This is a genomic window from Aminobacter sp. P4_D5 (assembly GCF_056401815.1).
Genome location: NZ_JBFUIP010000043.1, coordinates 44,027 through 52,370, shown reverse-complemented (window position 1 = coordinate 52,370; position 8,344 = coordinate 44,027). Strand labels below are relative to the sequence as shown.

The following is an 8,344-nucleotide window of genomic DNA, read 5'->3' as shown; positions in this document are numbered from 1 at the left end:
CATCCTGCAACGTCTTAAGGACAAGCCTTGCGACGTTGGTGATTGGCCGCGGCACTGATGAAGGCGTGATCTCCCTCCTTGTGGGGGAGATGGCCGGCAGGCCAGAGGGGGGTGCGAAGGATCGCGACTGAGAAGGTTGGCGGGATAATCTGTATCAAAACGGTGCGTACCGTGGAAAACCTTGCCACGGTCAAGGCGCGCGTCCGCCCCTCAATGCAGCTCGATGTGGCCCTTGTGAGTGCCAAGCGCTGCGGCGAGGCTGGTGGGGCGCTCGATGAGGCGGTGGACGCGTGGCGGCTGGGCACCGCTGTGCAGCGCCCTGAGCTTGTCGCCGATGACGGCGTCGGCGTGGGTGGCGCGTTGGTTGTGGCGGATATATTCGAGCCAAGTCGGCGTGTGGTAGCTCTCGACCCAGATTTCTGGGTTTTCCAGGTCGCGCGACAGCGTCCAGTTGCGCGCGCCGTCGCGGCGCCGGACACGACGGCGTTCGGTCATGGCGTCGAGGAAGGCGCTGACGTCCTCCTCGCGGATGATGAATTCGATGGTGATGACGATGGGGCCGCTGCGCGGCCTGACATCGAGCGCCAGATGCGGTTCGCGAAAACGGTTGAGCGGGTCGAGGTTGAGAGCGGTATGCTCGGGCAGCGGCAAAAGGAAGCCAATCGCAGCACCGACCAGCATGACGATGCCGGCGGCGATGAGGGCCGTCGCTGCGCCGTTGCTTTCGGCGACGAGACCCCAGATCCAGCTCCCCAGAGCCATGCCGCCGAAGGTCGCCATCTGGTAGATCGACAGCGCCCGTCCGACGACCCAGCGCGGCGTCGACATCTGCACGGTGATGTTGAAATGCGAAAGCGCCAGCACCCAGCAGGCACCGCCGATGAGCAGGCCTGCGCTGGTCAGCCAGGCGTTCGAGCTCCAGGCGGCGATCCAGCTGCACAGGGCAAAGCCGACGAAGGCCGAGCGCACGATGGTTTCGCTCGACATGCTGCGGCGGATACGGCCGGAAATCAGCGCGCCCCCGACTGCGCCGATGCCGAAGGCACCGAGCATGACACCGTAGGTGAGCGGGCCGCCAGCGACGAGGTCGCGCGCAACAAGCGGCAAAAGCGCCTGGATGACGACGGCGGTGAAACCGAAGGCGAAGCTGCGCAGAAGCACCTTGCCGATGTTGGGCGACATGGCGACATAACGCAGGCCGGCCCCCATGGCCTGGCCGAGCGTTTCGCGCGGCAGCGGGTTGGCCGGATATTGCGGACGCCAGCGGAACAGAACGAAGATGATTGCGAAGTAGCTCAGCGTGTTGACGGCGAAAGCGGCAGCGGCACCTGCGGTCGCGACGATGATGCCGCCGATGGCCGGGCCGACGCTACGCGTCATGTTGAAGCCCATCGAGTTGAGCGCGACCGCCGCCGGCATGACCGGACGGGGCACCATGTCGCCGACCGATGCCTGCCAGGACGGGTTGTTGAGGGCCGTGCCGCAGCCGATGAGGAAGGTGAAGGCGAGCAGAAGCCATGGCGTGATCAGGCCGAGATAGGCGGCCAGCGTCAGCAGAGCGGAGACTGCAAACATGAAGCATTGCGCGGTCAGCATGACGCGGCGGCGGTCGTAGCTGTCGGCAAGCGCGCCGGAGGCGAGCGAAAACAGCATGATCGGCAGCGATATCGAGGCCTGGACCAGCGCCACCATGTCGGACGAGGTGGCGATCGAGGTCATCAGCCAGGCGGCGCCGACCGACTGGATCAGGCTGCCGAAATTCGACGCCAGGCTGGCGAACCAGACGGAGCGGAAGATGCCGTGCTTGAACGGCGCGAGTGCTGAGCCCTGCTCGTACTGGTGGTCGTCGTCCATGCGTTGAAGCCGGCTGGGCCGGTTGCCCCCGTTGAATGAATCGTTGCTGTAAGACTAGACCATGATAGGGGGGCGGGGTGAACCGATTTGTCTGGAACCGACATGGTCCAGCAACGGTTCGGCGGCGGTCCACAGCAGGATTCAGGTGAGGCCGGCCTGCAAATGGCAGCTTCCTGCGCTTCCGGTGCTTACCGACCTGAATGTAGCCTCCGCTCGTCGTCCAAGAGCGACCCCGGAATCCGCCATTTGCGGCTCGGCCTGACCTGAATCGGGGGCGAGCCAGATCGCCGCACAGGCCTGCGTCAGAAGCCGTTTTCGATGCGCTCGAAGATGACGTTGGTGAAGCTCGAAATCTGGGCGCCGATGAACGGGCCGGTGAGCGCCACCACCAGGAAGATGGCGACGATCTTGGGCACGAAGGTGAGGGTGATTTCCTGGATCTGGGTCAGTGCCTGGATAAGAGCGATGCCGACGCCGACAAGCATCGCCGCCGCCACCGCCGGCGCGGACGCGGTCAGCACGGTCCAGATGGCGAACTGGACCAGGTCGAGCGCGTCGGCTTCGTTCACGCGGCCGACGCCTTGACGGTGACGCCGGGGGCCATGGTGATCTGCTTGCCGTCGGTAAGCACGGCAATGACGCCGTCCTTGGCGAGACGCACTTCGGCGACCTTGCCTGAGGTCTTGCCATCGGCGGAGGTGACCGTGCGCCCGATCAGCGCGTCGGCCTGGGCGAGCGCGGAGGACTGCAGGATCTGGTCGAGCCGCGAGTTCATCTGCACCGACTGCTCGACCTGGGAGAAGGTAGCGAGCTGGGCGACGTATTCGGTCGAGTCCATCGGCTTGGTCGGGTCCTGGTTCTTCATCTGCGCCATGAGCAGCTTGAGGAAGGACTGGTAATCGACGGCGGCCTTGGCGCCGGACGACTTGGTGCCGGTGTTGACGCCGACGGGCGGGGTGGTGGTGAAGTCGATGGGCATCAGAAAGTGCCTCCGGCGGCGATTGCGCGTTCGGCTGGCTGCTGATCGTTGCCGGCCATGGCGCGCTGTTCGAGGGGGTAGAGGGAGCGGAGCGTCTTCAACGCCTCGTAGACATGGTCTTCCGAAACGAGGCGGTCGATGTGTTTGAGGCTCGAAAGGATCTCGGCATTGTCGAAGGTGGCGAGCAAAAGCGGCAGCGAGCGGCGGAACATGTCGCGCGCCTCGACGGCACCCTGGGGATCGACAAGCATCACCTGCAGGATGAAGTAGAGCTGGCGCAACGGTGTCGAGGCCTGCTCGGGCTGCAGGACATGGCTTTCGAGCAGGAACTGCGCGTCGTTGAGCAGCTCAAGTGCCGCCTTGCGGTCGATGCGGACGACGGCGCCGTTGATGTAGATCTTTTCGTTGGCCTTCAGCGAGATCTTCAGCGTGTTTTTCATTGGATGCCGTCGCGGATGATCTGCGAGACCTCGATCAGGCCTTCGAAATTGTCGGTGCGGCCCTGGCGGATGTCTTCGCACTCGCGCAGCAGCCAAAGGCCGATGGAGATGAGGTTGGCGCGCAGCTCCTTGGGCAGCGCGTTTTCGGGGCTGCCGAGGTCGTCCATCAGCGACATCCACACACGGTTGGTGAACATCAGCGCGTCGATGGCTTCCTTGGAATTGGGCCCGACTTCGCTCGCCTTGGTCAAAAGATCGATAGAACGGCTGAGCAGCTGGCGTTCGCGATCCTTGGCGTCGGCGACCGAGTCATCCTGGATATCGGCATAGGAGAATTGATACATATGCGTCCCGTTGGTTGCCGTCAGGTCAGAGGAATTTCATCAGGCTAAGCTGCTGAATACGCGCGGTCAGGGCGTATGACTTTTCGATCATCGAGATGAGATCGGTGACACGCGTCGCCGCCCGTTCGGGGTTCACGCCCTCGGATTTGATGATGTAGCCTTCGTAAAGGTCCTTCTGCATTTCCAGCCGCTCGGTGGCGGTGCTGACGCGCTGCTGGATGATGCCGGTTCTTGCTTCCAGCTGGCCGATGTCGCTGACGGCCGCGCCGATGGCCGCGACGCCACGCGTCACGAGTGCCGCGCGGGCCTCGTTGCCGACATTGCTATCGAGCAGGTCGCCCATGACCGCCGAAATCATCGCGATCTTGCGGATACCCATCTCATTGGCGCTGACCGAGCTTTCGGTCGTCTCGTTCAAGGTAATGCGGCTGGTGATGCCCTGATCGGTGGCATTCGAAAACGTGCCCTGCCAGCCAGCGCCGAGGAACATCGGCTCGACCTTGGTGGTCATGAAGCTGTCGATCTGGGCAGCGGTGATGTTCTTGGCGGCCGGGTCGTTCTGCGTGAAGCCGAAATGGGTCTGGAAGGCGGTGTCAAAAGCCACCTTGCCCGGCGAGCCCGGCTTGAAATCGTTGAACGGCTTGACGTCGGTGTTGGTGCCGGCAAACAGATATTCGCCGTTGTAACTTGTGTTGAGCACCGAGGTCATGGTGGCGAGCGTGGAGCGCGCGGCGTCTCGGGTCTGCCCATAAGTGGTGTCGCTGGAGGAACTCGTGGTCAAGCTGGCGAGCAAGGTCTGGGCCGACTTGCCGAGCTGCTTGAGCGACTCCTGAGTCATCGACAGCCGCGACGACACCAAGGCGTTGGAATCGACAATGCCACCCAAACGTTCGTGGTCGCGGTTCAAGGCGACCGACTGTGCCGTGCGGGCGCCAAGCGCCAGCCCGGTGTCGGCGACGAAGCCGGTGGTGGCCTCCTTCTGCGCCTTGATGAGCGCCGACTGCTGGCGCATCATCGAATAACGCAGCGCGTTGGTGACCGCCGAAGTGGAAACGAAGGTGGTTTTCATTGCGCTACCTCACCGCTGCCAACAGGGCACTGAGCATCTCGTCGACAGCCTTCATGAGCCTTGCCGAGGCCTGGTAGGCGTGCTCGAGATCGAGCATCAGCGACATCTCGATGTCGACATTGACGCCCGTTTCGCTGGACAGCGCTTCGGCCGTACGAACTGCCAGTGCCTCCTTGGTCTGGGTCGCGCTATCGGCCTGCTTGCGCATGCCTTCGAACCAGCCGATCGAATTGGTGGTGAAGCTGCTGAGGCTCGAGTTTGCGGTGATGCCGGCAGCCGGATCAAAGACCATGGGCTGGTCGATGCGGTTGCCGTAAGAAATCAGCAGATCGGCGTAGGACGCGTTGTTGGCCGTATTGGCGACGTAGGAGGCTCCGTTGATGCCGCCGTCGCGCAGAAGCTTCGGATTGCCGCCCACGGTCGGGTCGACGGCCGGATTGATCTTGATCTGGCGCGCGAGGCCATTGATCAGCGTGCCGGCCGCCGGAACAGCCGGACCGCCCGACCATGTGAACAGGCCGGCCCGATCGGCGAGGCCGGGAGCCGTCTCGCGGAATGCGGTGATGAGGCCGCGCGCGGTCTCGTCGAGCTGTGACTGCATGGTGTTGGCGACGCTGTCGCGCAGCTGGACCAGGCCGGCGAGCTTGCCCGCCGCATCGGTGTTGGCGCCGGTGCCCGGCTGGATCGGTACCCCGTCGATATAGATCTTGCTGCCGGCCATGCCGGTCGCAAAGCCGGGTGTCTGCTCGAAGGTGACGGCGCGCGGCACGGTCTCGAACAGGGTTGCGCCCGAGGTCGTGGTGATGACCATGTCGTTGTCGCCACGCTTGAAGGTCGAGATCGGCACGATCTCGGAAATCTTCTTCAAGATGGCATCGCGCTGGTCGAGGGAATCGTTGACGTCGCGCCCGGTACGCGTACCGGTCATGATGAGCTTGTTGGCCTGCTCGAAATCGGCCAGCAAGGTGTTGAGGTCATCGACAGCGGTGGCGATTTCGCCATCCGCCTCGGTGCGGATCTTCTGGATGGCATCGGTGCCATCGTTCAGCGAGCGCACGACCTGACGGGCGGCATCGATCGCCGCCGTGCCGAGGTTTTCATTGGAAGGTGCCGCCGCATAAAGCTGCAGCGCCTGCTGGAACTTGCCAAGCACGGCCGCCGGCGAAGTCTTGTTGTCGGAGCCGTTGACGTCGAGGGCCAGCTTCTGCAGGCCTTCGAAGAGCGTGTTCTGGCCGGAGAAGTCGGCCAGAGCTGAGAGGTTTTGGCGAAACAGAAGTTCGTTGGTCGCTCGCTGTATCTCGATGACGCGCGCACCGGGACCGGTGCTGGTGAGCACCGCCGTGCGGCGGGCGTAATCTGGGTTCGATGCATCCGCGACGTTGCGGGAAACGGTGCTGGTCTGCCGCGACGTGTTGCGAAGCGCAGATTGAGCGATGCTGAGGGCAGACGACAAGGACATGCTGGATCTTTCGCGGACTGAGGCCCGTCAGCCTATCTCTTCAAGTTGACGAGGATATCCATGAGGTCCGCTCCGGTTTGGAAGACCTTGGAATTGGCGGTGTAGTTGCGCTGGGACTCGATCATGGCGGTGAGTTCCTCGGCGATATCGACGTTGGAGTTCTCGACAGCGCCGGAGACCATCTTGCCGCGACCGCCTGCATCGGCGAAGCCGATCTGGACATCGCCGGAGTCAGCGCCTTGCGAGAAGACGTTGCCCGACTTCTGGATGAGCCGGTCAGGGCTCGCCACGTCGGCCAGCGGGATCTTGAACAGCGGCTTCATCGAGCCGTCGGCGTACTGGGCGTACATGGTGCCGTCGGTGTCGAACTGGACGCGCTCGATCGTGCTCGGACCGTTGCCGTCGGTCACAGCCTTGGTGACCGTGTAAGGTGAGGCGAGCTGGGTCATCTTCGACATGTCGAGGGTCATTGGCGCGCCGCCGGGCACGGTAAACGACAAATTTCCACCGGCGGTCAGCTTGCCGGTGGTGCCGTCGAATGTGAGGGAGTCACTGTCGAGGAGACCGCCTGCGGCGTACGGGAACGACGACGTTCCGGACGCTGCCTTCGACTGATCGAACACGGCCACATCCCAGGTGTTGGCGCCTGTCTTGGTGTAGTAGACGTCGAGAATTTTCTTACCGCCGAGATTGTCGTACACCACCATCGAGGATTTCGCGGTGTAGGTCGCGCCTGCAAGGTTGCCGCTCGGCAGGGGCGGGGCAACAACAGTCGCGTCGCTTGGCAGATTGGCAGTGAAGGTGCCGTTCTTGGTCGGAAGCGCGGTGAGTTCGGTGGCCGAAATCTGGACCGGAACAAGGCCTTCAAAGCCGTTGGCGGTGGCAGCCGGAACGCCGTTGGCGTAGCTGTAGCCCATGAGCTGGTAGCCGGCGGAATTGATCAGGCGGCCCTGGCCGTCGGGAACGAAGGAGCCGGCACGGGTCAGAAACGGCGAGCCTGATGCGTCGCGGACGACAAAGAAGCCGTTGCCATCGACAGCAAGATCGGTGGTCGACGTCGTGTATTGCAGCGCGCCCTGCTTGCTGATCGAATTCAGCACATTGGTGGTGACGCCGCCGGAATTGTAGCTGCCGGGCGTGCTGGGCAGAACCAGCGACGAGAATTCGGTATAGGCGCGCTTGTAGCCGGTCGTGCTCGAGTTCGCGATGTTGTCGGCGACCGTCGACAGCCGGTTTGCCTGGGCAGCCATGCCCGAAACACCGGTTCGCATCATTCCGTAAAGGCTCATCGATGGTCTCCTCAAATCTCATGCCACGATAGGGAAGCTACGCGGCATGTCTTGCGCGAGGCTGATCAGACGACCAGCCGGTAACCGAGGAAACGTTTGGAATCGATCGGGTCGTGGCCAAGACGCTCGCGCAGCTTTTTGCGCAGCTTGGAGATGTGGCTTTCGACGACATTTTCTTCGACTTCTTCGTCGAACACGCCGTAGATCGCGTTGAAGACTTGAGTCTTGGTGACGCGACGGCCGCTGTTGCTTGCCAAATATTCCAGGATACGGCGCTCGCGGCGCGGCAGCGGCAATGGCTCACCGTGGATCTCGGGGTCGCGGCCATCCATGAAGATGCGCATCGCGCCAATCTCGGTGAAGCCGGTGTCTTCCTGGGCGCGGCGGCGGATCGCCGAGATGCGGGCCAGGATCTCACGGATATGGACAGGCTTGCGAATGACGTCGTCGACGCCGGATTCGAAAAGCTTGAGCGTGTTTTCGAGATTGTTCTGCTCGCTGAGCGCGATGACCGGCGCCTTGGAGCGGTCCCGCAGCTGGCGAGGAGAAATCAAACCCTCGCTGCAGTCGCCGATGAGGAAGGCGCGAACCGAACGCAGATCTTCCTCAGGAGCGCTGGTGACCCATTCGCCGAATTCGCCGGAGCGGAAACCCGCGCAAGCGACGCCTTCCCGGTCAAAAAGTGAATTATATCCTTTGGTGACGAGCTCTCGCTCGTCGACAACAACAATCATCGGCCCCGCCTTCCGAATCAGAAATAAATGCCCCGTTAACCAATCGGTAATGGGTCGAGACCAAGGCGACCAATCGTGAATTCTTGCCGCTATTTTTTGGGGAGTCAGGAATCGCATGGGTTGAACCGGCTGCACGACATGCGTGCATCCTGATTCAGCGTTTGGAGGACGGCGGG

9 protein-coding genes are annotated in these 8,344 nt (G+C 62.8%); all 9 read right to left on the bottom strand.

Annotated features, from left to right (window positions below):
• Positions 1–210: 210 nt before the first annotated feature.
• The 9 genes from AC1DWF_RS12055 to AC1DWF_RS12015 all read right to left on the bottom strand — a co-directional run bounded on the left by AC1DWF_RS12055 (position 211) and on the right by AC1DWF_RS12015 (position 8,168).
• The gene (locus AC1DWF_RS12055) at positions 211–1,854 is read right to left on the bottom strand and encodes an MFS transporter (RefSeq protein ID WP_476785167.1); all 1,644 of its coding nucleotides are present in this window, start codon (positions 1,852–1,854) and stop codon (positions 211–213) included.
• Positions 1,855–2,156: 302 nt separating this feature from the next.
• On the bottom strand, positions 2,157–2,423 hold the full coding sequence (gene fliQ / locus AC1DWF_RS12050; RefSeq protein WP_067958500.1) for a flagellar biosynthesis protein FliQ: 267 nt from the start codon (positions 2,421–2,423) through the stop codon (positions 2,157–2,159).
• Positions 2,420–2,833, bottom strand: a complete 414-nt coding sequence (gene flgD / locus AC1DWF_RS12045) for a flagellar hook assembly protein FlgD (RefSeq protein ID WP_476785168.1) — start codon at positions 2,831–2,833, stop codon at positions 2,420–2,422. The genes fliQ and flgD overlap by 4 nt, the downstream gene beginning before the upstream one ends.
• Entirely contained in the window at positions 2,833–3,273 is a 441-nt protein-coding gene (gene flbT, locus AC1DWF_RS12040) for a flagellar biosynthesis repressor FlbT (protein ID WP_476788222.1), read from the bottom strand. The genes flgD and flbT overlap by 1 nt, the downstream gene beginning before the upstream one ends.
• The gene (flaF, locus tag AC1DWF_RS12035; RefSeq protein WP_476785170.1) at positions 3,270–3,617 is read right to left on the bottom strand and encodes a flagellar biosynthesis regulator FlaF; all 348 of its coding nucleotides are present in this window, start codon (positions 3,615–3,617) and stop codon (positions 3,270–3,272) included. Before flaF ends, flbT begins: the two co-directional genes overlap by 4 nt.
• 25 nt (positions 3,618–3,642) lie before the next feature.
• A complete protein-coding gene (locus AC1DWF_RS12030) occupies positions 3,643–4,686 on the bottom strand; it encodes a flagellar hook-associated family protein (RefSeq protein ID WP_476788221.1) in 1,044 nt (347 codons plus the stop codon).
• A gap of 4 nt (positions 4,687–4,690) precedes the next feature.
• Complete coding sequence (gene flgK / locus AC1DWF_RS12025; RefSeq protein ID WP_476783905.1) at positions 4,691–6,145, bottom strand: flagellar hook-associated protein FlgK; 1,455 nt, start codon at positions 6,143–6,145, stop codon at positions 4,691–4,693.
• A 32-nt stretch (positions 6,146–6,177) separates the two neighbouring features.
• On the bottom strand, positions 6,178–7,434 hold the full coding sequence (locus AC1DWF_RS12020; protein ID WP_476783904.1) for a flagellar hook protein FlgE: 1,257 nt from the start codon (positions 7,432–7,434) through the stop codon (positions 6,178–6,180).
• A 65-nt stretch (positions 7,435–7,499) separates the two neighbouring features.
• Entirely contained in the window at positions 7,500–8,168 is a 669-nt protein-coding gene (locus AC1DWF_RS12015) for a response regulator transcription factor (RefSeq protein WP_476783907.1), read from the bottom strand.
• Positions 8,169–8,344 lie beyond the last annotated feature (176 nt).

Bases quoted from the DNA above. Each gene is read 5' to 3' on its own strand.
- AC1DWF_RS12055 (WP_476785167.1), bottom strand. From the start codon at position 1,854: ATGGACGACGACCACCAGTACGAGCAGGGCTCAGCACTCGCGCCGTTC.
- flgD (WP_476785168.1), bottom strand. From the start codon at position 2,833: ATGCCCATCGACTTCACCACCACCCCGCCCGTCGGCGTCAACACCGGC.
- flbT (WP_476788222.1), bottom strand. From the start codon at position 3,273: ATGAAAAACACGCTGAAGATCTCGCTGAAGGCCAACGAAAAGATCTAC.
- flaF (WP_476785170.1), bottom strand. From the start codon at position 3,617: ATGTATCAATTCTCCTATGCCGATATCCAGGATGACTCGGTCGCCGAC.
- AC1DWF_RS12030 (WP_476788221.1), bottom strand. From the start codon at position 4,686: ATGAAAACCACCTTCGTTTCCACTTCGGCGGTCACCAACGCGCTGCGT.
- flgK (WP_476783905.1), bottom strand. From the start codon at position 6,145: ATGTCCTTGTCGTCTGCCCTCAGCATCGCTCAATCTGCGCTTCGCAAC.
- AC1DWF_RS12020 (WP_476783904.1), bottom strand. From the start codon at position 7,434: ATGAGCCTTTACGGAATGATGCGAACCGGTGTTTCGGGCATGGCTGCC.
- AC1DWF_RS12015 (WP_476783907.1), bottom strand. From the start codon at position 8,168: ATGATTGTTGTTGTCGACGAGCGAGAGCTCGTCACCAAAGGATATAAT.